This window comes from Catenulispora yoronensis (assembly GCF_039531695.1).
In the GTDB taxonomy this organism is placed as follows: Bacteria; Actinomycetota; Actinomycetes; order Streptomycetales; family Catenulisporaceae; genus Catenulispora; species Catenulispora yoronensis.
This window is the reverse complement of the sequence record NZ_BAAAQN010000006.1, coordinates 35,987-60,074: the sequence shown is the minus strand read 5'-3', so window position 1 is coordinate 60,074 and position 24,088 is coordinate 35,987. Positions and strand designations below refer to the sequence as shown.

At 67.2% G+C, this 24,088-nt stretch carries 21 protein-coding genes; 17 read left to right on the top strand and 4 right to left on the bottom strand.

Annotated elements, in window-relative coordinates:
- Window positions 1-293 precede the first annotated feature (293 nt).
- The 6 genes from ABD481_RS06845 (at window position 294) to ABD481_RS06820 (ending at window position 4,944) form a co-directional block, all read left to right on the top strand.
- Window positions 294-572, top strand: coding sequence for a hypothetical protein (locus tag ABD481_RS06845; RefSeq protein WP_344664679.1), 279 nt, complete (start codon window positions 294-296; stop codon window positions 570-572).
- A 202-nt stretch (window positions 573-774) separates the two neighbouring features.
- Window positions 775-1,440: a hypothetical protein gene (locus tag ABD481_RS06840; RefSeq protein ID WP_344664678.1), complete on the top strand. Its 666-nt coding sequence runs from the start codon at window positions 775-777 to the stop codon at window positions 1,438-1,440.
- A complete protein-coding gene (locus ABD481_RS06835; RefSeq protein ID WP_344664677.1) occupies window positions 1,440-2,456 on the top strand; it encodes a hypothetical protein in 1,017 nt (338 codons plus the stop codon). Before ABD481_RS06840 ends, ABD481_RS06835 begins: the two co-directional genes overlap by 1 nt.
- 4 nt (window positions 2,457-2,460) lie before the next feature.
- On the top strand, window positions 2,461-2,946 hold the full coding sequence (locus tag ABD481_RS06830; protein WP_344664676.1) for a hypothetical protein: 486 nt from the start codon (window positions 2,461-2,463) through the stop codon (window positions 2,944-2,946).
- Between the two features lie 604 nt (window positions 2,947-3,550).
- Window positions 3,551-3,790 carry a hypothetical protein gene (locus ABD481_RS06825; protein WP_344664675.1) on the top strand — a complete coding sequence of 80 codons (240 nt, stop codon included), beginning with the start codon at window positions 3,551-3,553 and terminating at the stop codon, window positions 3,788-3,790.
- Window positions 3,787-4,944 carry a phage tail tube protein gene (locus ABD481_RS06820; RefSeq protein ID WP_344664674.1) on the top strand — a complete coding sequence of 386 codons (1,158 nt, stop codon included), beginning with the start codon at window positions 3,787-3,789 and terminating at the stop codon, window positions 4,942-4,944. The genes ABD481_RS06825 and ABD481_RS06820 overlap by 4 nt, the downstream gene beginning before the upstream one ends.
- A gap of 58 nt (window positions 4,945-5,002) precedes the next feature.
- On the opposite strand, the gene ABD481_RS06815 is transcribed toward ABD481_RS06820, so the two are convergent.
- Window positions 5,003-7,915: a tetratricopeptide repeat protein gene (locus ABD481_RS06815; protein WP_344664673.1), complete on the bottom strand. Its 2,913-nt coding sequence runs from the start codon at window positions 7,913-7,915 to the stop codon at window positions 5,003-5,005.
- Between the two features lie 155 nt (window positions 7,916-8,070).
- Here ABD481_RS06815 and ABD481_RS06810 point away from each other — a divergent pair, with 155 nt between their 5' ends.
- The 4 genes from ABD481_RS06810 (at window position 8,071) to ABD481_RS06795 (ending at window position 12,976) form a co-directional block, all read left to right on the top strand.
- Window positions 8,071-8,415 (top strand): hypothetical protein, encoded by a 345-nt coding sequence (locus ABD481_RS06810; RefSeq protein WP_344664672.1) that lies wholly within the window; start codon window positions 8,071-8,073, stop codon window positions 8,413-8,415.
- A 98-nt stretch (window positions 8,416-8,513) separates the two neighbouring features.
- The gene (locus ABD481_RS06805; RefSeq protein ID WP_344664671.1) at window positions 8,514-8,639 is read left to right on the top strand and encodes a hypothetical protein; all 126 of its coding nucleotides are present in this window, start codon (window positions 8,514-8,516) and stop codon (window positions 8,637-8,639) included.
- Between the two features lie 22 nt (window positions 8,640-8,661).
- Window positions 8,662-9,135, top strand: coding sequence for a hypothetical protein (locus ABD481_RS06800; RefSeq protein WP_344664670.1), 474 nt, complete (start codon window positions 8,662-8,664; stop codon window positions 9,133-9,135).
- A gap of 49 nt (window positions 9,136-9,184) precedes the next feature.
- Window positions 9,185-12,976: a phage tail tape measure protein gene (locus ABD481_RS06795; RefSeq protein WP_344664669.1), complete on the top strand. Its 3,792-nt coding sequence runs from the start codon at window positions 9,185-9,187 to the stop codon at window positions 12,974-12,976.
- A 20-nt stretch (window positions 12,977-12,996) separates the two neighbouring features.
- Here ABD481_RS06795 and ABD481_RS06790 read toward each other — a convergent pair whose 3' ends face one another.
- Window positions 12,997-14,571, bottom strand: a complete 1,575-nt coding sequence (locus ABD481_RS06790) for a serine/threonine-protein kinase (RefSeq protein ID WP_344664668.1) — start codon at window positions 14,569-14,571, stop codon at window positions 12,997-12,999.
- A gap of 96 nt (window positions 14,572-14,667) precedes the next feature.
- On the opposite strand from ABD481_RS06790, the gene ABD481_RS06785 reads away from it, so the two are divergent.
- From ABD481_RS06785 to ABD481_RS06755, 7 genes are all read left to right on the top strand, one after another.
- Window positions 14,668-17,232 carry a hypothetical protein gene (locus ABD481_RS06785; RefSeq protein ID WP_344664667.1) on the top strand — a complete coding sequence of 855 codons (2,565 nt, stop codon included), beginning with the start codon at window positions 14,668-14,670 and terminating at the stop codon, window positions 17,230-17,232.
- A 31-nt stretch (window positions 17,233-17,263) separates the two neighbouring features.
- Window positions 17,264-17,800 (top strand): hypothetical protein, encoded by a 537-nt coding sequence (locus ABD481_RS06780; protein WP_344664666.1) that lies wholly within the window; start codon window positions 17,264-17,266, stop codon window positions 17,798-17,800.
- Window positions 17,801-17,825: 25 nt separating this feature from the next.
- Window positions 17,826-18,359 carry a hypothetical protein gene (locus ABD481_RS06775; RefSeq protein WP_344664665.1) on the top strand — a complete coding sequence of 178 codons (534 nt, stop codon included), beginning with the start codon at window positions 17,826-17,828 and terminating at the stop codon, window positions 18,357-18,359.
- The gene (locus ABD481_RS06770; RefSeq protein ID WP_344664664.1) at window positions 18,360-18,914 is read left to right on the top strand and encodes a hypothetical protein; all 555 of its coding nucleotides are present in this window, start codon (window positions 18,360-18,362) and stop codon (window positions 18,912-18,914) included.
- 224 nt (window positions 18,915-19,138) lie between these two features.
- Window positions 19,139-19,459, top strand: coding sequence for a hypothetical protein (locus ABD481_RS06765; RefSeq protein WP_344664663.1), 321 nt, complete (start codon window positions 19,139-19,141; stop codon window positions 19,457-19,459).
- Window positions 19,460-19,662: 203 nt separating this feature from the next.
- Entirely contained in the window at window positions 19,663-20,613 is a 951-nt protein-coding gene (locus tag ABD481_RS06760; RefSeq protein WP_344664662.1) for a GH25 family lysozyme, read from the top strand.
- 104 nt (window positions 20,614-20,717) lie between these two features.
- The gene (locus tag ABD481_RS06755; protein WP_344664661.1) at window positions 20,718-21,035 is read left to right on the top strand and encodes a hypothetical protein; all 318 of its coding nucleotides are present in this window, start codon (window positions 20,718-20,720) and stop codon (window positions 21,033-21,035) included.
- A gap of 109 nt (window positions 21,036-21,144) precedes the next feature.
- On the opposite strand, the gene ABD481_RS06750 is transcribed toward ABD481_RS06755, so the two are convergent.
- Together ABD481_RS06750 and ABD481_RS06745 are read right to left on the bottom strand one after the other, a co-directional pair.
- The gene (locus tag ABD481_RS06750) at window positions 21,145-22,032 is read right to left on the bottom strand and encodes an NUDIX domain-containing protein (RefSeq protein WP_344664660.1); all 888 of its coding nucleotides are present in this window, start codon (window positions 22,030-22,032) and stop codon (window positions 21,145-21,147) included.
- Between the two features lie 94 nt (window positions 22,033-22,126).
- Window positions 22,127-24,070, bottom strand: a complete 1,944-nt coding sequence (locus tag ABD481_RS06745) for an ATP-binding cassette domain-containing protein (protein ID WP_344664659.1) — start codon at window positions 24,068-24,070, stop codon at window positions 22,127-22,129.
- Window positions 24,071-24,088: the final 18 nt, after the last annotated feature.

Sequence of the window (24,088 nt, the reverse complement as noted above, 5' to 3'; positions counted from 1 at the left end):
CGTGTGCGCAGGCTGCCAACCACAGGCCGACACGCCACGCACACCCGGCCAGGCCCCGAACAGCGCCGGGGCCCGGCCACCCCCTTGATCGTCCCGTGGCGCGCGGCGCGCCTGGAGAAGGCGCGCCACGGGCACCCCCCTCTTCTCCACCTTCGTGCGTGGGCGCGGCTGCCGGCGCGCAACACGGAATGCGGACCCGTCGCCCACCCCAGGCAACGAGCACGTATCGGCCCTGGGGCGCGCGACCCGGGCCCCCGACTTTCCCTGCCACCTGTTCAAGGAGTACCCGGCTGATGCCCGACCTGGTCAACGTCTGCAAGGCCCACGCCGGGACCGACTCGGCCGGCCACACCTGGCCAACCGACGGCGCCGTGATCAAGGTGCCGGTGGAGCACGCCCTGGTCCTGGCCCGCATCCCCGATGGCGGCTTCACCATCATCGAGAACGCGAACCCGGAGACCACCAAGATCGTCGGCAACGCCGAGTCGGCGGAGCCCGCGGAGAAGGCGGCAAAGCCGTCGGCCGCAGGTGCTGCGCGCGCCAAGCCCGAGGGCAAAGCCTCTGCTAAGTAGCCGCCAATGCAGGCCTCCGCTGTCGTGGGGGCCGTCCAGCGGTCAGCGCCTACGCAGCGACCGCGACCGGAGCCCCTTCGCTGAATCGACGCGACCCCCAGTCCGAGCAGGCCCGTCCCGTTCTCTGGTCTTCCCCTTCGGCCCCGCATGAGCGAGGTCTACCTCATCACCGGCCGTGCGCCGGGGAATGCGACGGTGCCCGGTGACCGACACCGTCACGCCGCTGGCCACCGTTGCCCAGCTGATGGGCGGCCCGTTCGCGGACCTGTTCGTCCACTTCGACCCGGACGTGGTGCAGGAGTTCCTGGTCGACGCCACCCGCATGTGCGAGGACGAGACCGATCGCCGCCTGGCACCGTTCACCGGCCTGGTCGAGACGCACCGCGCCTCCGGGGTGGACCCCGACGAGTACGGCGACGCCGGTGGCATCCCGATCGATCCCCAGGGCGTGGTCGGCGCCTCCTACGCTGCGGCGCTGGGCACGACGTCCCTGATCCGGCACGTCTACCTGGACCAGTACGCGCCTCGCTATCCGGAGATGTGGACCTACACCGACGTACAGGTGCTGATCCTGCGCAGCTTCGGGGGTTCGCAGCTGATTGAGCCCGCCCGCCTGGTCGGGCCGGAGAGCGACAGCGGGCACGTGTGGTTTCCGCTGGGCACCTACCTGCCGGCCGGGTCGCTGATCCGTGTCACCTACTCCGGCGGTTACACCCTAAACGTCCCAGCTTCCCTGTCTCGGGCGTGCCGGTTGATGGCGGCGCATCTGGCGGTGACCGAGCTGCGGCCCGGCACCACCCAGCACGACGCGGATACGCTGCGCGGGCAGGCCGTGGACATCCTTGTGTCCTACGTGCGGCCGAACTGATGGCGCGTCGACGTCGGCGCCGCACCCCGGCGCGCAGCGCGCACTCCAAGTACCGGCGCCGGACCCGCCCGGCCTACCAGCTGCCTTCCCGCCAGCGGCGGGTGCGCCGCGGCTACTCCAACGCGCTGCACCACCGCACCGGCCGCCCGGCCTACCGGCGCCGCCCCGGTCACAAGATCCGGCATCCACATCGCTGGCGCGTGCGCCGGGTCGGCCAGCACCAGCGTGCCATCCACCGGGCCACCGCCCGAAAGCACCGCATGTCGGATGAGGCCAGGGCCCGGCTGTCCGCCGCGCTGAAGGGCCGGCAGATGTCCGCGGCCGCGCGGGCGAAGCTCGCCGCGCGGATGAAGGGCCGCCACATGTCGGCGGCGGCGCGCGCCAAGCTCTCGGCCCGGATGAAGGGCCACCACATTCCCCTCACGCCTGCTGGGCGGGCGAAGCTGTCGGCGCGGATGAAGGCCCGCTGGCTGGCCATGTCGGAGGCGCAGCGCATCAAGGTGCTGCGTTTCCTGCGCTACCAGCACTATCTGAAGACGGGGCAGTGGTTCCACATCAAGGGCGAGCAGATGACCGCCGCCCAGAAGGCCGCCCTGGCCAAGGCCGCCCGCGAGCGCTGGACCCGCATGTCCCTGGATCAGAAGGACAAGATCCTCGGGTTCCTGGCCTGGCAGCGTTTCCAGAAGACCGGGGTGTGGACCCACCGCAAATGGTCGACGATGACCCCGGCTCACCAGGCGAGGCTGCGTGCGGCGTTGAAGGCGCGCTGGCACACCATGGACCCGCAGAAACGGGACAAGGTGATCTTGTATCTGGTCTGGAAGAACCACCAGCGGACCGGGCGGTGGACGCACCCGAAGTGGTCCACGATGTCGCCGCAGTGGCAGGCCAAGCAGCGCGCGAAGCTCAAGGCGCGCTGGGCGCACATGGACCCGGACAAGAAGCAGAAGATCATCGCGTATCTGATCGCGCGCGACGGCGACAACTCCACATTCAACTCCGGCGGCTGGGAGTAGACCAATGCCCTCCACCGCCGATGTGGTGTCCCGCGAGACCGAGTGGCTGAACACCGCCGGCGACGGCCTGCCTGCCCTGAACGCTGTGGCGGGCGGGCCGTTCGGTGTCGTCTCCGGCTACTGGCCGCGGACCCCGGCCACCATGAGAACCTCGCTGTATGTGACCCGCACCCAAATCTCGGAGGAGCGGACCGCCCACATCCGCATCATGGCCCGGCACCGGATGGTGCTGCACGCCCTGTGGCCGCTGAACAACTCCGGCGGCTCCGCCGAGCTCGACCAGCAGAACCTGGACGACGCAGTCGAGGCGACGCTGGCCCGCATCCGCGGCTTCCCCCACGACCACTCCCACGGCGGCCGGTTCCTGTCCGCCGGCGAGAACCCCGGCATGGTGACCGTCGCCTTCACCCCGGCCTCCGAGACCGTGACGCTAGGGATCTTCAAGGCCACCATCACCTACACCATCGACGACCTTGAACTGCTTGCTTGACGGATCAGCAAATCAACTCCTGCGTAAATATATCAATGCTATTTCCCCAAGCGGTTGCTACCATCGAAGGTCGTCATCGCTAAGATTTTGCATGATTGCAAGTATCGCGTCGTCTATGCCCTCGAATAGGCCAAGGTTTGTGGCGAAGACGCGTCCGCGTTTATGGTGATGGGCGCTCCAGTGAGAGCTGCTGCTGGTGAGTACGGCGTAACCGACGCGCACGCCATTCATATTCAGTGTTACCACTTCGCGACCATCATCGAGCTCCTCGTGGATGTAGAGGCCAACCCCTTCCACATGTCTCTTCACGCTGTTTTTTATCCGAGTCATGTAAACCTTCTCCCGTTCCTGGGGCGTTCTCGGACGTGATCGGTGCTGCTGAGGCTGTGGACGTTCCTGATGTCGTTTGCTAGCACTTCGAGGTGTTTTGCCTGCTCTCCAGGCGATGACGATGAAACAGAGGCCTGATTCTGTAGTACCCAACACCGCTGTGGACGGAACAGGGCCCTAAACGGTCGCCAAGGCATCGCGCCTGCCATCGCCCTCGCAGTCTGCGCACCTCAAGAAAGACCACCACCCACAACTTCATACCAGAGGCGGCGTCGTGCGCTATCGCAATCCTCACCCGCACCTCGCGCAGGTGCCCGAGCACCGCGCCGAAGACGGCCAGGTGTACCCGTCCGCCGCGGTCGAGCCGGGCGAAGCGCTGGAGTGGCCGATCCCGATCGCCGGCTTCGAGCCGCTCGGGCCCGACCGTCCCGCCAAGAAGCCGCCGACTACCGCCGGGCCTGAGACGGCCCGGCCGGTAGCCAAGGCTGCTCCCGCCGAGGGGGCCGCCGCATGACCCAGCTCTCCCGCGCCTCCACCCTGGGCATCGCCCGCGAACTCGCCCTCGGGCAGTACCTGGCCCCGACCATGGCCGTGCCGTTCACCAAAGCCAGCTTCGAGGACGTGTACGCACAGATCAAAGACGAGTCCGTGCGTGGCGACGACTCGATCCTGCACGGCATGTACCAGGGCACCGTCGACGCCTCCTGGGACATCGAGTGCCTGTGCTACCCCGACATCGTCGGGATGTTCCTGCGCGGCATGATCGGCCCGGACACCGTCACCCCCGGGGTCTCCACCACCATTGCCGGCACCGGAACCGCCGTCGGCGCCAACTCCATCCCCCTCACAGCGTCGGTCCCGGCCGGCTCCACCATCGCCATCGACACCGGCACCAACACCGAATACGCCATCACCGGCGTGCCCACCGGCACCGGCCCATACGTGACCCCGCTGACCTCCACCGGCTCCGGCACCGCCCTGGCCAAGACACACGCCGTCGGGGCCACCGTCGTCTCGCAGGCAACCCACCTGTTCAAGCAGAGCGCTTTCCAGCGCTCGACTTTCAGCCTGACCGTGTTCGACACCATCGGGACGCTCGGGTTCTCCTCGGCGGCGATCTCCGACATGCAGATCAAGATCGACCCGAAGTCCGCGGTGACACTCAGCATCAAGATGCTGTCCTACCCGTCAGCGCCGCAGACCCCGATGGCCCAGCCCTACAGCGCGCTGCCGCCGATGCTCGGATGGCAGTGGCAGATGAGCAACGGCGGCGCCGCCTCCACCCGCGGCATCAGCCTGGACCTCACACTGAAGCGCGCCACCGAAGCCCTGCACCTGTCCACCGGCCAGCAGGCACCCCGGGAGATCTTCGCCGGCCCGCTGGAAGCCGACGGCTCCTACAAGGCGATCTTCGAGAACATGGCCGACCTGGCCCTGTACCAGCAGTACATCCAAGGCCCGGCCACCTCCACGCTGGTCCAGCCGCTGCCGTTCGGCGGTGCCAGCTTCGCGCTCACCATGTCCCAGTCCGGGTTCTACAAGGGAGCCCGCGACCTGTCCGGCCCGTACGCCGCAGCGTCGTTCTCGCTGTCCGGGATCGCCAACGCCGTCGACGGGGGCGGTGTTATCCAGGCCACCGTGAAGAACTTCGTGCAGACTGCATACTGACGTATCCGGCAGCCCTCATACGTTTGCCTTCGGCTTGAGGTGCCGATAGCACGGCGTGCTATTCACCCAACGGGGAGGCCAGACCGCCCGGATCATCGTCGATGCCAGCCTCCACCGCGCGCCCGTACAACTGCCGGGCCTCATCCCGGCGACCTGTTTCGCCCGCCAGCAGGAGGGCCAGGTTGTACTGAGCCGCGGTGTTTCCGGTGGTGATGGCGCGGCGGTACAGCTGTTCGGCTTCCTCCCGGTGCTCCGGATCCTGGGCCAGCAGGAGGGCCAGGTTGTACTGAGCCGCGGTGTTTCCGGTGGTGATGGCGCGGCGGTACAGCTGTTCGGCTTCCTCCCGGTGCTCCGGATCCTGGGCCAGGAGGAGGGCCAGGTTGTTCAGGGCTTTGGTGTTTCCGGTGGTGATGGCGCGGCGGTACAGCTGTTCGGCTTCCTCCCGGCGTTCCAGATCCTGGGCCAGCAGGTTCGCCAGGTTGTTCAGGGCGTTGGTGTTTCCGGTGGTGATGGCGCGGCGGTACAGCTGTTCGGCTTCCTCCCGGCGTTCCAGATCCTGGGCCAGCAGGTTCGCCAGGTTGTTCAGGGCTTTGGTGTTTCCGGTGGTGATGGCGCGGCGGTACAGCTGTTCGGCTTCCTCCCGGCGTTCCAGATCCTGGGCCAGCAGGTTCGCCAGGTTGTTCAGGGCGTTGGTGTTTCCGGTGGTGATGGCGCGGCGGTACAGCTGTTCGGCTTCCTCCCGGTGCTCCGGATCCTGGGCCAGCAGGTTCGCCAGGTTGTTCAGGGCGTCGGTGTTTCCGGTGGTGATGGCGCGGCGGTACAGCTGTTCGGCTTCCTCCCGGCGTTCCAGATCCTGGGCCAGCAGGAGGGCCAGGTTGTTCAGGGCGTTGGTGTTTCCGGTGGTGATGGCGCGGCGGTACAGCTGTTCGGCTTCCTCTCGGCGTTCCAGATCCTGGGCCAGCAGGTTCGCCAGGTTGTTCAGGGCTTTGGTGTTTCCGGTGGTGATGGCGCGGCGGTACAGCTGTTCGGCTTCCTCCCGGTGCTCCGGATCGTCGGCCAGCAGGTTCGCCAGGTTGTTCAGGGCGTCGGTGTTTCCGGTGGTGATGGCGCGGCGGTACAGCTGTTCGGCTTCCTCCTGGTGCTCCGGATCCTGGGCCAGCAGGTTCGCCAGGTTGTTCAGGGCGTTGGTGTTTCCGGTGGTGATGGCGCGGCGGTACAGCTGTTCGGCTTCCTCCTGGTGCTCCGGATCGTCGGCCAGCAGGTTCGCCAGGTTGTTCAGGGCGTCGGTGTTTCCGGTGGTGATGGCGCGGCGGTACAGCTGTTCGGCTTCCTCCTGGTGCTCCGGATCCTGGGCCAGCAGGAGGGCCAGGTTGTACTGAGCCGCGGTGTTTCCGGTGGTGATGGCGCGGCGGTACAGCTGTTCGGCTTCCTCCCGGTGCTCCGGATCCTGGGCCAGGAGGAGGGCCAGGTTGTTCAGGGCTTTGGTGTTTCCGGTGGTGATGGCGCGGCGGTACAGCTGTTCGGCTTCCTCCCGGCGTCTGGGCTCCTCACCTGCGATGAAGGCGAGAGCGAAGTATGCCTGGGAGTCGTTGGCTGAGGCTGCCTTGTTGAACGCTTTTTCAGCGATGTCGGTCAGCTGCTGTTCATAGGCGGCGCCGCCGATGGTGTGGCACTCCGGGATGGTGGCTGCTTCGATCGCGGCCTGCCACAGCGCCGGTGGGATGGGTGGGGCGGTATCGGAGTATCGCTGGGCCTGGTCGGTGAGGTAGTCGAAGACTTCGAACCGGTCGGTTTCGATCTGTTCCAGGCAAGGCTGGGTGTCGCGCTCGCTGTCGCAGGCCCACGCCAGCGCGGCATCGAAGTCGTGGTCGTTGAACAGGCGGTGCCTTTTCAGTAGGTGCTCTTGGCACAGCGTGTGCAGCATGGGTTCGGGGATGGGCGAGGTGTACCCGGCCCGGCGCAGGTTTACGGCGGCGTCGATGATCGCAGCTCCGATGCGGTTGCCGCCGTTGCGTCCGTCGCGCCAGCGGGCCAGGGCTGCCGGGCCTCCGGCCAGGCGGGGCCCGAAGCCGTCGCTGGCGTTGTGCGCAGCGGCATCGGAAAGCCGCGGGTCATTGCCGTTGGCGGCTTTGGCTCGCGGTAGTTCTGTGGGGCTGAGATGTGCGTCGATGTAGAAAACGCCGGTGTGTTCGGCACGCTCCACGATCCTTAGAGCCTCGGCACGCAGCGCGCGGTCGGTTCTGCCGGCCTCGGATCGGCCCAGTGCGGCCTTGGCGCCGCTGTTCAGCGTCGCCAGTACCGACACTCCTTTGCGGGGTGAGACCAGGCGGTCCAGGACGCGTTCGGTCAGGCCGTCGGGGGTCAGGTAGCGCTGGAGGTCGTCCAGCCACACCAGAGTCCGGGTCGGGGCCAGGTCGGCGAGCGCGGCCAGCGCGCCGGGTGTGGTGGCCGGTGGATCCGGGACGACCATCGTCCAGTCCGGTACTGCGGTGCGTGCGGCCTCGAAGGCCAGACGGCTCTTGCCGACTGCCGAACCGCCTTGCAGCAGTACGAAGGATCCGGCGGCGATGAGATCGGCCAGCGTGTCGTGCAGGTCCCGTTTGACGTACGGCACTGGTGTGAGTCGCCCGGCGCCATCTGCGGCTCCGGATGGATGGATGCGCAGGTGCGCAGGATTCACTGCCGCGACCGACAGCGGTTTCCTGCTCTGTCCAGGGCTGATGAGCAGCTGCTTGCGAGCGGTGCGTTGCTGCCGGAACTGGCCCTGTGTGGATTTCGCTGCTGAGCGGCCCAGTTTGGTTGCTGCTGGTGCGGCGGCCAATGCGGCCGAGGCCCAGGCGGCCGGGACCAGCGCATGCTTGTTCGCCCACGCAAGTGCTGCTCCGGCCGCCAGCAAGACCAGCGAGGCTGCCGCCGAGAGCATCACAGCGGTGCCCAGCGTGCCGACCAGCTTGTCCCTGAGTCCTCGCATCCACGCCCCCCTGCCGGTACCGCGTCCCCACCGCCGATCCTATGGTCCACGACCAGGTGGCATGGTGTAGAGCACTGATTTCCCTGCCGTCGCGGACGCCTATTGCGCCCAGGGTCGGCGGCAAAACCACAACCGAATATTTGAAGGAGCTTCCCGTGCCGGGCTACGCCAACCGCATCATCCGCTTCGACTTCCCGGAGTTGTCTGAGCCTGGGGATCAGGTCTATGTCGTGTTGCGGAACCGGAAGACGGTGCCGTTGGAGATGCTGACCGGCCCGGAGGATGGGGTGCAGGAGGAGACGAAGGATCCGGCGCGGTTCTCCCGGGAGGCGATCGCCCGCATGGTAACCGACTGGCATGTCTACGATGCTTTCGGCGCCGGTGCGGATCAGGAGCCGCTGCCTCTGCCGGCCACCCCAGAGCTGGTGGCGAAGCTTCCGATCGAGATCCGCACGACGTTGTCGAAGGCGTTGTCGCCGGACCCTACCCCGGCGGGCTAGACCCCTACTTCGAGGAGGTCCTGCTGCCCGCCGAATCCATCTATGAGGGCACGTGGAACTCCGGCGCGCCGCCGGAGGAGCTGGTCGATTTCGAGGTGATGCGCGAGATGGGCTGGACCTGGCACCAGCTTCAGGAAACCCCCTGGTACGTGCGCCGCTTCACCTGGGATCTGATCTGTGCCCGGCGGGCTGCGGAGAACGAGCGGCGTAGCCGCGACAGCTGACTGGCGAAGGGAGCCGTGCGTCATGCCGGAGATCCTGGAACCGGGGCTGTTCACCCAGCTGTTCACCTCGCTGGTGGAGGAGTCGGCGGCCGAGACCGCGTCGATGATGAACACGCTGGCCGACATGTCGGTGGCGCGGGCCCGTGAACTGCTGCTGACCTACCGGGCCGATGTGCTCGGGCCGTCGACGTCACCGCATGGGGAGCCGCCGGCGTTCCGGTCGGGGAATCTGCGGGCCTCTCTCGGTCATGACGAGCCGAAGCCGGGGGACTACGGCACCTTCTCGGTGTTGATCGGGCCGCGCCCGGGGTTCCGCACCGGCTACGGCACGCACCGGGAGGCGTCGCTGTACGGCGGGTACCTGGAGCACGAGCAGGACCACCCGTTCTTGAAGCGGGCGGTGCGGGAGGCGACCGCGCTGCACCGGGATCTGGGTGGGTTCCGGTTCACGCAGTGGATGGGCAGGGGCAACGGCCATGCCTGGGGGTTCCGCTGAGGGGGTTGTCACACACATAACTGAATAGCGCACAGCCTGGGAGGCCGCGGTGGCCGATGTCATCGCGGACTTCGCGGTCCGTATCGGCGCGATCGTCTCGCCGTACAACGCGGCGCTGGCTGATGCCGCGGTCCGCGGGGAGCGTTTCACCGCGCTTCAGACGGCCAACGCGGATGCGATTCGCGCCTCCAACCGGAGGCTGGCTGACGGGTTCGGGGCGGTCAAGGTCGCTGCCGCCTCGGTCGGGTTGGCGGTCGCCGCCTCGGCGACGGAGTCGGTGCGGTGGGCCGCCACCTTTCAGACGCAGGTCACCCGGCTCTACACCCAGGCTGGTCTGGATGCGAAGCAGCTTGCTGCCGCGCACCTGACCGCTGACGGGCTGACCAAGCAGCTCCTGGAGATCGGGAACGAGGCCGGGTTCGCCGGGGACCAGGTCGCCGAGGCCCTGTACTTCCCTATCTCCGCGGGTCTGGGCCTGTCGCAGGCCTTGGGGATGGTGGAGCAGGCCGAGCGTGCCGCGAAGCTCTCGGGCGCCGATCTGACCGATACGACGGTCGCGCTGACCTCGGTCATGCGGGGCTACGGGGACCAGCTCCGTGATCCGGCCAAGGCGATGGCCGAGATCAACGCGGTCGTCGGCCAGGGGATGATGGTTTTCGGCGACTTCAACGCCTCAGTGAAGAACTGGTCGCCGACGGCCGCCACCCTGCACGTTGATCTGCTGTCCGCGGGGGCGGCGCTGGACTTCTTGACCGACCGGGGTGATTCGGCGGCGACCGCCGGAACCCGGCTGTCGATGATGCTGGCGATGATGGTCGGCCAGTCCAAGCAGGCGTCGAAGTTCACCTCCGAGCTGGGGCTGTCGACCACGGACGCCATGTCCAGCCAGGCGGCTTTCAACACGGTGTTGAAGGACACCGGGCTGACGGTCACCACGCTGGCCGATGACCTTCAGAAGCCGGACGGTGTGTATGTCGCCCTGAAGCATCTTCAGGATGCGATGAACGCCAAGGGCATGAGCGAGAACGCCCAGAACAGCCTGTTGACCAAGCTGTTCGGTGGCGGCAAGTCTTTCCGGGGCGTCGCTGAGCTCACCACCCAACTCGACCAGCTCCAGATCAAATACACGCAGGTCGTCGACCAGGCCAACGGCGATGCGTGGGAGGCAGCCTGGACCCGCAACGCCGGCACGCTGCGCCAGCAACTGGATGTGATCGGCGCCCGCTTCCACAACGTCGGTGTCGAAGCCGGCGACTACATGATCCCGAAGATCTCCGCCGGGATCACCTGGCTGGAGACGACCGGGGCGGCGGCCTGGAACAAGTTCTGGGGCGGCCTGACCGGGGCGTCGGGCCAGACCGAGGGAAAGACCGGTGCCAACCCTTTCGCCCCCGGGCACCGGAACAGCCACACTGGTGTGCCGCTGGCGGACACCGAGGACAGCTCCAACTGGCGTAAGGCCGGTGAGGCGGTCCGCTCGGTCGCCGCCGACGTCTCCACGTTCGCCGGTGAAGTCCGGGACGCCGCCGCCGTGGTGCTGCCGATCCTGCTGCACATCGGGCAGTCGGTCGCCGACACTGTCGGCCACGACCTGCTTTCCGGCGCGCACACCCTGGTCGGTGTGGTCGGGCCCGGCATCGAATGGTTCGCCGACCTGGTGCGTGACCACCAGGGCGAGTTTCAGTTCTTCATCGACGGCGTGCTCGGCGCCCTGGCGGTGAAGTGGACGGTGCTTGCCGGGCTTCGCACCATCTCCTTCATCGGGGAGATGGCCACCGCGATCATCGGCTTCCCGCTGCGGCAGGCAGGCCAGATCGGGGAGGCCATCTCCGGTGTCGGCACCGCCTGGTCGGCGTTCGGCCGCAGCGCCGGCGCGATCGGCTCCAGCGTGGCCGGGACGTTCGGCACGGTCTACCGCGGGGTGGCCGACGGCACCGAGGCGATGGCCCGCTACGTCGCGATCGGCACCGGATCCTTCGATCCGGCGCTGCTGGCGCAGGCCCGCGCCGCGCAGGTGGCGGCGAATGCGCAGCAGGAGCTGGCGCTGCAAACCCTGGAAACCTCCCAGGTGGAGGCCGACGCTGCCGCCGAGCGTGCGGTGTTTCTGGCGCGGGCGTCGGCGGCGGCCACCGGGGTGTCGGACGCGACGCAGAAGGCGATGATTGCCGATGCGGCCGCGGCCCAGGTCAGCGCCGAGAAGCTCGGCGTGTACGCGCAGATGGCCGAGGTCGACGCGGCGCAGGCGGCCGCGGCAGCCGAGCAGGCCGCGACAGTGGTCGCCGCGGCGGAGGGCCGGATGGCTACTTCGACGGCGGCGATGTCCGCCGACGCCGCGGCGGCCGAGACGGCCGGGGCCGGTTTAATGGGCGGGCTCGGCGTGGGGCTGCCGATCATCGGCGGGGTGGTCGCCGGGATCGCAATGCTCGGCACGACCCTGCTGTCCACCTCCGACGACGCCAAGACCGCGTCGGTGTCGGTCGATCAGTTCACGGCGGCGATGGTCCGCAGCCGCTCCGGCATGTCGGATGCTTCGGCTGACCTCGGCCGGGCGGCCCAGGACCTGAAAGCCTTCGACGCCTGGGAGAACACAGCCTCGCACGTCAAGGACAAGTTCGACGGCCAGAACATGATCGACATGGTCAACGGGCTCAACGAGCTCAAGACCGTGATCCCGCAGACGCTGGATCCGATGGCCCGCCTCGGCGTGGTCCTGGGCAAGCTGAACCAGCAGTACGGCGCGGACGGCGCCACCTTGAAGTCCTATGACGGGGCGCTAGCGCAGCTGGTCACCTCCGGCCGCGCTGACCGGGCGGCAACGCTGATCGACCAGATCCGGTCGGTGGTCGGCACCAACCACGAGGCGCTGATCAACGCCGAGCGGGACTTCCCGCAGTACTACGCCGCCCTGGCCAAGATCGACGCCGAACAAGCGCTGGGAGTTGCTACTACCGACCAGGCCGCTGCCGCCAACACCGGTCTGGACGACACGCTGAAGAAGCTGTCGGACACCACCGACCGCACCAAAGCCCAGTACCAGGCCATGTCCGACGTGATCACCAAGTCCGCGTCGATCGACTCGCTCCAGCGCCAGTTCAACGACTTGAGTCAGACCCTTGAGCGCAACGCGACCGATTTCAAGGGCTCGGCCAAGGACATCACCGGCAACTCCGATGCCGCGATCGCCAACCGCCAAGCCATCTCCGACATGGCCACCGCGATCTTGGACATGCACGGCAAGGAGATCGACGCCGGCGGCGACATTGCCGCAGCCAACGTCAAGATGGCCGAGCAGGTCGTGCAGCTGGAGGCGGTGGCCACCCAGGCCGGGTTGTCCCGGGACCAGATCGACCAGCTGCTGAAAAAGTACGGCCTGATCCCGCCGGAGCTGGACACCAAACTCAAGCTCGACTCCAGCAGCCTGGACGCAGCCCTGAACAAGCTGACCGAGATCCAGACGATCACCGGCGGCGGCACCTCCGGCCACCGCATCTTCGCCAGCTACGACGTCGGCGGCTGGGTACCCGGAGCCGCTGGGCAGCCAGTCCCGGCCATCGTGCACGCCGGCGAGTACGTCCTGTCCAAAGACATGCTCGCCGGACGCGCACCGATCGACCCGCGCGCACTGGCGATGCTGGCCGCCCCACGCGGCGGCCCGCTACCAGGCCTGTCCGGCGGCGGTACGGGCGGCACGACCATCATCGTGCCGGTCACCGTGCAGGGCGCACTGCTATCCACCGAGACCGCAGTACAGCAGGCCGTTATCACTGCAATGACAAGGTTCGGGCTTCGTAATTCCAGCACATACGTGCCGTATGCGGCAGCGAGGAGTCGAGGCTCGTAGTGGCTACGGACAGCAGTGCGTTACTTTGGCAAACGACTGCGGGCTTGGACGGCCAAATGCTCGGCGGCGGCGCAGCTTTCTGGAAAAGGGGCAGTGGATGCAGTAGGGACCTGGAATATAATAAATCCAAATGATGTGCCCCAGCTCATGACGCAGTCTCTCCAAGGCCTTTCCCACATCTTGGCATCCGAATGTGGGATTCCAGGAATTGGTGAACTGGCATCGGTGAAGAGATTCTCGCTGGTTCTATAATATTCAACAGTGACGAATTCTTGATTCTTTGAAATCCATCCGCAAGCTCTTTTGCTTTCGACTCCTTCTGATGGGACATCGTCGCCAGGGTTGAGATTCATCGAACTCATGTCAGATTCAGTCAAGGCGTTGCAGGGGGATGGCAAGCTATTCAGGCTAGGTGGCCCAAAGAGCCAATTGAAAACGGTAGCCTTGGTGTCGCCGATAAAAGTCGTGACGCTGTTCGCTGTATACGTGGCCAGGCTAATAATAACAACAGTGAGTGTGAGGCTAGATGTCAGACGGGGCCTTTCGGCGCAAAATCTAAAGGCTTCGATAGCTAGTCGAAGCGGAACGAGCACCATAAAAATCAGGAATCGGCGCGCGGGGCTAGCGGGGCGCCGCTTAGGCGCGGCTGGCCTCAACGTGTAGGGGGTCCTTGTCGTCTGTGAGTTCAGCTGCGGAGTATCTGCGGCGTTCGGGAGAGTAATGCCGGCGGCCGGAGAGGCGATAGGGTTGGCTGGTTGCTTGCTATTGACCACTGCGGTTGTGGCCGCCATCATGGCGCGAACCACCGGAACTGCGGGGCGTTTTAGAGGATTTTTCAGCAGTAGGTGTGAGATCGTTTCGGCAAGTTTTCCCGCATTTGCTGGTACAGGCGCATCCTCGGTCTTAATTGCCAGCAGGGTGGCCAAGTCAGTGCTGCGCCTGAAGGGTGGAATGCCCTCTAGCGCTTCGTAGAGAGTGGCGCCGAGTGAGAAGAGATCTACCGAAGGTGTATCTTCTCGGCTCTCAAGGCGTTCTGGTGCTGTATAGTCCACAGATCCGACGAATTGGCCACTGCTAGTAATTGACGTATCGGTGTAATGTCTTGCGATGCCGAAGTCAGCGAGCAGTACGCGTCCATCGTCCGCCAGTATGATATTTGCTGGCTTCACATCCCGGTGCACGATACCCGACTTATGCGTTGCCTCCAGGGCATCAAGCACGGCAAGCCCGATCATGACTGCCTGTTCTGGAGAAACGGGCCCCCTAGTCTTCAGTACGGAGGCGAGGGAGGGTCCTTTAACGTACTCCATTACCATCCATGGCGCGTCGTCATGCTCAACGACGTCGTAGGTGGCGACAACATTGGGATGGTGGCGAAGCCGTGCAGCATGCTGCGCTTCTCGCCTCGCACGAGTCAAAATTCCGCGTCGCGCATCGTCGCCTATGCCGTGAACGAAGTTGACTTGCTTGAGTGCTGCGTCGGTGTTGAGCACTTCATCCCAAGCATGCCAGACACAGCCCATGCCGCCATGGCCAAGTAGAGCTATCAGCCGAAAGCGTCCGGCAACTATGGTGCCTTCTTCAACGCTCTGCATGGCAGCCCCTCCAAGCGACACCTTGTATGAGGCAAGCGTACGACTCCGGCCAATCGGGCGGTATGGAGTTGGACAACTGTGCAGAAGAGGTCAACAGTGGCAACCAACCTGAACTGGCCGCGCCTCCAAGCGTTGTGGGCGCCGACCGGTCACATCGGCTACGGCCCCTCGGCCGGTTCCTATGAGCTGTTGCCGTGGGTGGATGTGACCCGGCGTCTGATCGGGCCGTGGCAGATCAACCGTGGCCGGCAGTACGAGCTTGACCAGGTGACGGCCGGAACCTGGTCCGGAGTGCTGGACAACCGGGACGCCTTGTTCGATCCGGGCAACACCGGCTCGGCCGTGGCCGGGCAGGTGGTGCCCTATCAGCCGTTCCGGATCCGGGCGCAGTGGCCGGCCACCGCGAACCTTCTCACCCCAGCCCAGGCGATCGCGCTCACCACCGCACAGGCCAACACCAGCCCCGGAACCACTCCGGACCCGACCGGCTGCGGCTGGACCGCCACCGCAGGTGTAAGCGCTCTGACCTACCCTTCCAGCAGCAGCGCTTTCGTCGGCAACTACGTGCTTCAGGCAGTCGCCGGGGCAGGGGCTTCGGCCTGGATCACCTGCAACCAGCCCGCTACCGCTGGGATCGCCTACAGCTTCCAGATCCGGGCGCGCATCACCTCCGGTCCGGCGCTGCAACTGCTTCCCAACATCGAGTGGCGCTCCCCGACCGGGGACACCGTCGATGGTGCGAACGGGGCACCGGTCACCGTCGGGACGGCCTGGACTTTGCTGACGGTGTCCGGGACCGCGCCGGCCGGGACGGGCTTCGCCGTGCCGGAGATCGCGATCCACACTGCGGCGGCCACGACGCTGCAACTGTGCGCGGCGCAGTTCGAGGCCGCGCCGGCACCCACCGTCTTCACCAACCCGGGTATCTGGTTTCCGTTGTTCACTGGTGGGATCGAGCGGTATCCGCAGACGTGGCGGCAGCAGGGCACGCTCGGGTTCATCCAGGCCACCGCGGTGGATGCGTTGGCGCTGCTGGCCCAGTCCCGGTTGGGTGATCCGTTCATGGCGGCGGCGTTCCGCTTCGCTGGGGACGGTGCGCTGGCCCCGTCCCTGGCCTACCTGCTGGCCGACCCCTCAGGCGGGCTGTTCCTGGACAGCACCGGGCAGCGTGACCCGGCACAGGTCGCGATCAGTAACCAGGGCCCTGGGACGCTCAATGCCGGTGTCGCCCGGACCTCGGCCACCCCGGCCGGAATGTTCATCTGCCCGCCGGGCGCGACGGTGGTGAACATCGCCAGCAGCGCCGGGGCCGGTCGCGGCGACTACGACCTGCCATGCAACATGTCCTACATTCAGCTGCCGCCTTCACGCGCCGGGATCACCGGTCCGGGCGCCACCGGGGCGGGTTTCACCCGGATGATTGCCTTCCGGGTGTTGGCAGCGCCCAAGACGCAGTCGGCGCTGTGGATGGCCACCGCCGCAGCTCCAGGCCCGGCATACAGCTACATGCCTTCGGCTGGGCTGTGGGTGGGTCCGGATCTGACGGTGTCGGCGGTGCTGATGGACGGCAACCACCAAAACGCCGCTGGTGTTCAGGCGTTGGGCAAGGTCGAGCTCGGCCAGTGGCATGTGGCCTTCATCGGCCTCAGCGCCGATGGCAGTACGTGGAGCGGAAACCTGGATGGCGCCGGGTTCACCGCTGGGCTCAGCCCGGCGTGGGTGCCGCCGGTCGGCGGGTTCACCCAGGACTTGATCGGGGCGGCGGCCGGGGCCGGCGGGTTCGGGTCCACGCGGTACAACCTGTCCGGGGACGTGGCGCTGGCGATCGAGTGGCCCGGGGTGCTCAGCGCCGCGCAAACCGCCGCGATCGTCACGGCCTGGCGGGGCGGCTGGGCCGGGGACTCCACAGCTATCCGGTTCACCCGGATCCTGGCGGCGGCCACATGGAACGGGCCGCGCGCGGCGGCCGGCAACACAACGTCGATGGCCGCGGCGGTGGACCTGGACGGCACCGATGCCGCCTCGGCGCTACAGGCAGTCGTCGACACCGAGGGCGGTGTCATGTACTGCGACGCCGCCGGCACCATGCAGCTGATATCCCGTTCGGCCCGGTGGAACCCGGGCCCGGCCACAGTGGTGTTCGGGGAGAACACCACGACCGGGGAATGGCCGTTCGCCGACCAGCCGGTGTTCGATTTCGATCCGACGCTGGTGACGAACCTGGCCGAGGTCACCCACAGCTCCACCGGACTGGTGCTCACCGCCCAGGACTTCATCTCCCAGCGGCTCAACGGTGTCCGAGACCGGCAGGTCAGCTCCCAGGCCAGCGACATGCAGGAATGCCAGGACAAGGCGGCCTGGCTGGTCGCCCGCTACGCCGCACCCCACACCCGGGTCGCGTCCTTGACCGCACATCCGGCGGCGATGCCGACGATGTGGCCGATCGTGCTGGGACTGGATCTAGGCGCACGAGCCAAAGCCATCCGGCGCCCACCGGCTCCGGCCGCGCCGGTGGTCGTGGACGGCTGGGTGGAGAACATCGCCTGGAGCGTCGATACCAGCGGCGATGCCACCGTGACCTACCAGATCTCCCCGGCCGACCCGGCCATCTACGGGTTCGCCGACACCGCCGTGTTCGACCGCTTCGTGTTCGGCTACTAGGCCTGGACACCCGCCAGCTTGGAGGGTCGCGGTGGCCGCTGTTCTGGTGCCCGCACCGGTCACGGTGGTCGGCGGGGTCACCGTGTTCACCAAAGACCTGTGGAACAACGGCCCGGCCCTGGCCGATGCCTGGCTGCGCGACCCGCCCCGGGCGATCCTCGCCCAGACCGTTTCCCAGTCCATCCCCACCGGCGTCGACACCCCTGTGGCATTCGACCAGGTCATCGTGGACAACCGTGCGGGACGCAGCAGCGATGGCACCGCCTGGAGCGCCCCAGCCGCCGGTATCTACCTGGTCACCGCCACCTCCAACCTGGCCTGGAACGGCGCCGCCGGGGCGTTCGTCGGCAACCACATCACCGCCACCGGCCAAGGCACCTGCGCCGCCACCGAAATCCCGGCCACACCAGGACCAGCCCGGTTCCAATACAACCTCGGCGCGCTGATCGCCCTGAACGCCGGCGACGCCATCCAGCTGCGCATCTTCCAAAACAGCGGCCAACCCTTACCCACCGGCTTCTCCGCCACCGGCAGCCGCCTCAACGCCCGCTGGATCGCCTCCCCCTAACCCGCTGCTGATCGGAGCTGACCCGTTGGCCAGGCTGCCGCCCCACGTACCCCAGATCTCGACCGGCGATCCGATCACCGCCGCCTTGTGGAACTCCTTCATCTACGCCGCCAACTTCCACCTGCGCGCCCCCTCAGCCCTGCTGTACCAGTCCGTTTCCCAGTCGGTACCGCCGATCACCCGGGTCCGCATCACCTACGACTCCCCGGTCCGCGACACCGACGGCGGCCACGACCCGGCCAACAACTCCAGCCGCTACACCATCAAAACCGCCGGCACCTACCTGGTCGCCGTAGCCTCCGGCACAGCCCTGCAAGGCCCGGCCGGAGGGGAGCAGTCCGTGGGCATCCTGGTCAACGGCACCACCTTCTGGGCTGACCACCTGCGTGCCCGCGACCAGGCGTTCTCCGCCATTCTCGGCAGCTGCACCGCCGAGATCCCGTTCCAGATCGGCGACTTCGTCGAAACCAGCCTGTGGCAGGACTCCGGCCTAACCCAAACCACCATCGCCTCCACCACCGTTGGTAGCTGGATGGGACTGCACTGGGTGGGGGTGTAGATGCCCCCGCCATACCCGCAGCCGATCCCGGGCGGAGCCAACGTCACACAGACCGGAACCGCCGCCCTGTGGAACGCCAACATCCCACCGATCACCAACTTCCTGACACACCGGCCGTTCGCCTACCTGTGGCAGACCATCGCCCAGGTACTGCCGGGCACCTCCGACCGGCCCAGAACACCGATCCTGCTCAACGCCGGATACGACAACTCCGGAGCCCACAGCACCACCGTCAACACCTCCCGCTACACCTGCCAGCTTCCCGGGCTCTACCACGTCATCGGCCAGCTCGGACTACAACTCCCGGTCATCGTCGGCACCGCTGAGCGCACCTCGCACCTGGAGATCCGAATCAACGGCACCGCCTACACCGATGCCCCGCTCATCTTCGACACCGGCCCGGCCAACACCGGAGGCACAGTGCAAGCCTCGATCTACGCCCAGCTCAGGCTCGGCGACTACATCGACATCACCGGCGAGTCCTACTTCAACCCTATCACCACCTTCACCGACTACCGCCGCCCGGCGATGTTCGTGCACTGGGTCAGCATCTGACCCGACGCACTGACCCCGGCCAGGCCACCAGACCATGACCGCTGCACTCGCTATTGCCGTCCTGCTGCTGTGGTGCTGGGGCGCCGCCCTGGTACTACAACCCCTGCTGGGCCCAGCCGTCCGCCAACTCGCCGCCGAAAGCCGGGCTCTGGCACGACGGCTACGCCGAACCCTCCGCCGCTGACCTGCTCACCGAACACCACAACTGAACACGAGGCCCGATCATGAACCTGGAAGGCTGGTCCGTCACCGCCGCCTCCGCCACCGCCGTGGCCGGAGCCGCGTGGACCGCGCTGATACGCGGCGGCCGACACACCCGCCGCATCATGCACGCCGTGGAAACCATCGAACGCCACTCCATCGAACTGGTCCCCAACCACGGCTCCAGCTTGCGAGACCAGGTCGACCGGATCGCCACCGAACAGAACCGCCACAGCCAAGTACTCGATGACCACACCGCTGTGCTCGGGGAGGTGCAGCGCACCGTCGCACAGGTGGCGGCCGTCGTCGCCGAGCACGCCGCCCGCAGCAGCACACAGAACTAGAACCTCCCGCACCAGCACTAGCACCGGCACCGGCCCTCACCTGACCTGCCACGCCGGGACGACGTCTTCACCCCAGCGCCGACGCCCCTCGGCACACACTCTGATGCCCTAACCGGGCCGCAGCCGCGCTCAGTCTTCCTCGCCCGCACCCTTCCCGGCCGCCGCCCCGGCGTCGGCCGACACAACTGAATAGGGCAGCTCGCATGACCGTGTTCTTCCCCGATATCAGCTCCTACGAGGCCGGGCTGACCATCCAGCCCGGCACCGTCGCCGTCATCGCCAAAGCAACCGAAGGCGTCTACTACCGCGACGCGCAATACACCAACTTCAAGAACCAGGCCGCCCGCGTCGGCGCGATCTTCTGCGCCTACCACTTCCTGAAAGCTGGTGATGGCGCCGCGCAGGCCGAGTACTGCCACGCGATGGTCGGCTCCACCCCGGTGATGCTCGACGTGGAGACCGAAGGCACATCAAAGCCGACTGTGGCCGACTGCCTGGACTTCATCGTCCGCATGCGCTCCCTCGGCGGCCGCGTCTGGGGCTGCTACTTCCCCCGCTGGTACTGGCAGCAGGTCGGCGGGAACCTCGCGGAGCTCGGCGTGGCCATCGTCGCCTCCGGCTACCCCGGCGGCTACTCCGACACCGACCCGAACTGGAACCCCTACGGCGGGGTCGCTCCGCTGATCTGGCAGTACACCGACGCCCAGCCGTATGGCGGGCAGCACATCGATTTCAACGCCTACCGCGGCACCCCTACGCAACTGGCCGACCTCATAAACGGCACCAGCCCTGCCGCCCCCGAACCGCCCGCCACCACTCCGACGGAGGACGACCACATGCCCGCTTTCGCCACCGGTGAGATCCCGAACGACACCGCCGCCCACATCATCGCCCCGCCGCCGGCCAACATCGGCAGCAACTGGGGCAACGTCTGGTTCTCCCTCGGGTCGGACTTCGGCGACGTGACCGTGCGCGTCGCCGCCTACATCCACGGCCGCGGCTGGGACGTCCACGACAACGTCGTGGTCCCGGCCGCCGGCGACCGGGTCAACCCCTGGGGCGGCCCGCTCCCGGCCGGCGTCCAGAAAATCAGCATCGTGCGGGCCAACACCGGCCCGGCGCTGACCTACCTCATCGAGGCCGCCGCCCGCTAAGGACACAGTCCACAGCCCGCACGGTCCACGCTCCACCCGATCGCCGCCCATGCTGAAGCAGGGCGGTCCTTTCACGCCCATCCACAACTGAATAGGGACACCCAGTGGCATCTCTGCTGTCCACGCTGGAGAAGCGCCTCGCCGAGGACTTCGCCCGCTACCACATCCGCACCCAGGCACTCCGGTTCATTGGCTCCGTCGCGGCCACCTTCGCCCTCCAGCTGGCCACCGGCACCGGTGATGTCGGTTGGAAGGCGGCGCTGGCTGCGCTGTTCGCCATCGCGGTTACCACCGGCCGGCAGATCTGGCCGACCCTGCCGTGGCAGTTGGTCACCGACCATCTGCACGCCGCCCAGGACGCCGAGACCGCCCCGCATACCGGCCTGGCCGCCAACCCCCCGGCGCCCGGCCCCGGGGCCTGACCCGACGACACCGTTCCGGACATCCGGAACGCCGGTGCCGCGTCCCCTTTTTGCGTTTCAGAGCTAAGTGTTCTTCATCTGGTAGACGGCCTGGTGATGGATCGACTGTTCACACCGGCCTGCCCGCCCCGGCGCGAACCTGCGCGATGTCGATCCCGTCTTGCAGATCGGTGCAGGGGCCGTCGCCAGCGCGGGCGCGCATGGCTGCGGCCAGGCGCCGGAAGTGCACGTCAGGCATCATCGCCTGGGCCTGCTCGATGGTGACGAACCGGTATTCCGACAGCTCTCCATCGGTGAGCTGGATCCGTGCGATCTGCGCCTCGTCCAGGACCCCGCCGTCGTAGGCGTAGGTGATGATCGGTGGCCGGTCGGTGGCGTGCATCCAATCGGTGCACAGCAGCTCGCCGGGCTCGATGTTCAGCGCCAGTTCCTCCGCGCACTCCCGGCGGGCGGTGACGCGTGGCGGCTCGTCGTCATGCGCGCCGCCGCCAGGCAGCGACCACTTGAGGTTGGCGGGGCTGTAGGGCTGGTGGACCAGCAGCACCCGGCCGTCGGCGTCGACACAGACCATCACTGCGGCGAGCAGGACTTTGGGCAATTCGGCCAGCCAGATCGGGCGCGGCTTGTGGACGGCCTTGGGTAGCGGCGCGGCTCCGTGTTCCAGAGACCGGGTGTAGACGTGGCCGAGCTTGGCCGCCAGCACACCGCGGGGATCATCAACGATTGCGGCTAGTGCGACCAGGCTCGCCAAGGCGACATCGGCGAGCTCGTCGGCGACGTCGGCCATGGTGTGCGTCTGGCCCTTCCTGGGGTTCGCGGCAGTTGCGCCGCTGAGGGCGGAGGCGGCCTCGCCGGCCTCCTCCATGATTTTCAGCAGGCCTAGCCGAGCAAACTCAGCAGCGTTGACGTCTGCATGCTGGTCGATCCACGCTCTCTGCTGTTCGATGATTGCCCAAGCGTGCTGGTCCATGATCTTCGCCTCCGATACGTGGTCCATCCGTCGCAGCAGGCTGATGCCGCGGGGCTTCGTGGCGGTGGCCTTCTCTCACTTGCCTGAACGTGTGGCTCTCGCTTCTGTGCGGTCCGACGCGTCAGGCCACTTGCTCCCCGAGCTCGAACTGGGCCTTCTGGAGGCGGAACAGCTCGGCGAAGCCGGCGTCGGCTGCCATCAGTTGCTCGAAGCTGCCCTGTTCCACGACGCGGCCGTGGTCCAGGACGTAGATGTAGTCGGCAGTGCGGACGCTGGCTAGGCGATGGGTGATGAACAGCACGGTCTTGTCCGCAAGTAGGGTGCCGACCTTCTCGTAGGCGGCGATCTCGGCTGCCGGGTCCAGAGCAGCGGTGGGCTCATCCAGGATCACCACGTCGCCGTCGCGGAAGTATCCGGAGCGTGCCAGTGCGATGGTCTGCCACTGGCCGCCGGAGGGTTTGACGCCGTTGGTGTAGTCCCGGCACAGCAGAGTGTCGCCGCCGAAGGGCAGATCGTGGACGAAGTCCGCGCCAGCGTCGCGTATCGCGGCCGACACGGCGTCGGGGTCGCCGCTGCCGTGTCGGCCGATGCGGATGTTCGCGGTGGCGGTGAACGGCCAGCAGTAGAAGCCCTGTGACAGCAGGCCGACGTGGGAGAACATGCCGCGCCGGTTAATGTCGGTCGTGGCGATGCCGTCCCAGGCGACGTGGCCGCCGGTGGGCAGGTACAGCCCGGCAAGGATCCGCGCCAGGGTGGTCTTGCCCGAACCGTTGTGGCCGACTAGCGCGATGGTTTGTCCGGCGGTGATGGTCACGTTGACTCCGGACAGGGCAGGGGTGTCGGAGCCGGAGTAGGTGAAGGCGACGTCTACGGCCTCGATTCGCTGCGGCGCTGCGGTCACGGGTGCGCCGTGGTGTGGGATCGCCAGTTTCCGGGCTTCCACGCAGGCACGTTCCCAGTCCGAGACGTACAGTCCGAGTTCGTAGAGCTGGTTCATGTAGGAGACCAGGGCCGACAGGTGGGATGTGCCGGTGCGCAGTGCGTAGGCGGCGGTTCCGACTGCGGCTAGCGCGATGGTGCCGTGGGCCAGCAGCAGTCCGAGCAGGAGGTAGGCGGACGCGGTGGCCGTGCCGGTGGCCGCACCCGCGGCGATGTTGCTGCGCATTTGTGTGCGGCCCAGACGGCGCTTCTCGATGTCCATGCGTTGCGTGAGGCGGCGGTAGTGCTGGAGCACGAAGGATCCGGCGTCGTGGACACGGATCTCCTCGGCGGCGTCGGCCGAGGTCAGCAGCCAGGACAGTTGGCGTTGCTGGCGGGCAAGTGTCAGGGTCTTGAGGCGGGAGCGGTACATGTGTTGGGAGCGCTTGAGCGCCGCATAGCCCGAAGGCAGCACGATCAGCGGTAGCAGGACCAGCAGTATAGGATGCAGCACCGCTAGGACCCCGCCTACAGCGACCAGGGACAGGATGCCGCCGGTCAGGTCGACCAACCGGTCCACGGCGTTGGATACCCAGCTCGCGCCGTACTGTGCGGTGTCGACCAAGGTCCGGAACTCCCCGTCCTCGTAGGCCAGCAGCTCGACCTCGTTGGTCAAGGCGAACAGCTCGTCTTGGGCCAGGGCCTGCACGGCGGGCTCCAGCCAGGTCTGCGTTCCCAGCGACACGGCCTTGGCGACCCGGTTCGCTCCGGCCGCCGTGCCGGCCAGGATGACGGCAGGGATGGCCGAGCGGATGCGTTCGGGTGTGGCGCCGCCGGCCAGAAGTGCGCGCAGCACCCCGTTGACGGCCAGCAGCCCGAAGACGCTGAACACCGCTCCGAACAACTCGCAGGCGGCGAGTATTAGCGTTCCGCGGCGGCTGGCCCGCCAGGAGATCTTCAGGCAGGCCCACATCTGCCGGGGTAGCCGGGTGGCGATGGTCCTCAGGTCGGTGGTGCCAAGAGCCCGGTCGTGGACCGACCACTCTCGGGAGTAGTCGCCGGCCGCGCCGAACAGCTCGTCGATCTCCTGTGCTTGCCCGCCGGTTTGCGCCGGAAGTGAAGCGGCGGTGGGCGTGGCGGCGGTCACCGCGTCGAGCCTTCCTGG